Below are 804 nucleotides of genomic sequence, written 5' to 3'. Positions count from 1 at the left end.
TCGGGTCCACCTATCCATGGATCAAGTCCGCTTTTCGTGCCTCTTTTATGTATAGTTACTTTGGAAGTGTAATTGCTTCTAACTATATATAAAGGAGGCTATTTTTATGGCTAGAAAAATCCCTGTGAAACTGGTAATGAAATATCGCGATCAAGGTTTATCGCGGAATATGATTGCGAAGACACAGAAAGTTGGAAAAAGTTCAGTGAGTGAGGTTTTTAAACGGGCTGAGGAGCTTCAACTATGTTACCAAGACATTGAGTCATTAACAGATATCGAAGCTTATCGTCGCTTCTTTCCAGAGCGTTATCAGTCGGAAATTTTGTATGACGCTCCTAATTATGACGACATTCATAAAGAACTTCAGCGCGTTGGTGTCACTTTAAAAATCCTATGGCAGGAATATGTTGACCGTTGTCGAACAAAAGAAAGTATCGCGGTTGGGTATTCAAAATTCTGTGACGATTATCAAAAGCACATTGCCAAGTATCGGTTGACGAATCATCTGACCCATAAACCAGGGGTAACGGTGCAGGTGGACTGGGGAGGCTCTACGATGCAGTTAGTCGATTTAAATACTGGAGAAGTTATTCCAGTCTATTTATTTGTAGGAACGTTACCATACAGTCAGTATACTTATGTAGAAGCGACATTGGATATGAAGAGTCATACTTGGCTCAAATGCCATGTCAATCTATTTGAATTTTTGGGTGGAACGCCGATCCGACTAGTTTGCGACAATCTCAAAGTAGGCGTAGTGAGTCATCCTAAAGAGGGAGATATTGTATTAAATGCACACTATGA

General features: G+C 40.3%; 1 pseudogene. It reads left to right on the top strand.

The window, feature by feature from the left end:
- Nucleotides 1-106: 106 nt before the first annotated feature.
- Nucleotides 107-804: pseudogene (locus tag ACTQ45_RS13590) on the top strand (IS21 family transposase); the annotation flags it as partial.

Source organism: Fundicoccus sp. Sow4_D5 (assembly GCF_052116365.1).
Lineage (GTDB): Bacteria > Bacillota > Bacilli > Lactobacillales > Aerococcaceae > Fundicoccus.
Note: the sequence above shows the minus strand (reverse complement) of the source record. Positions and strands in the feature narration are given on the sequence as shown.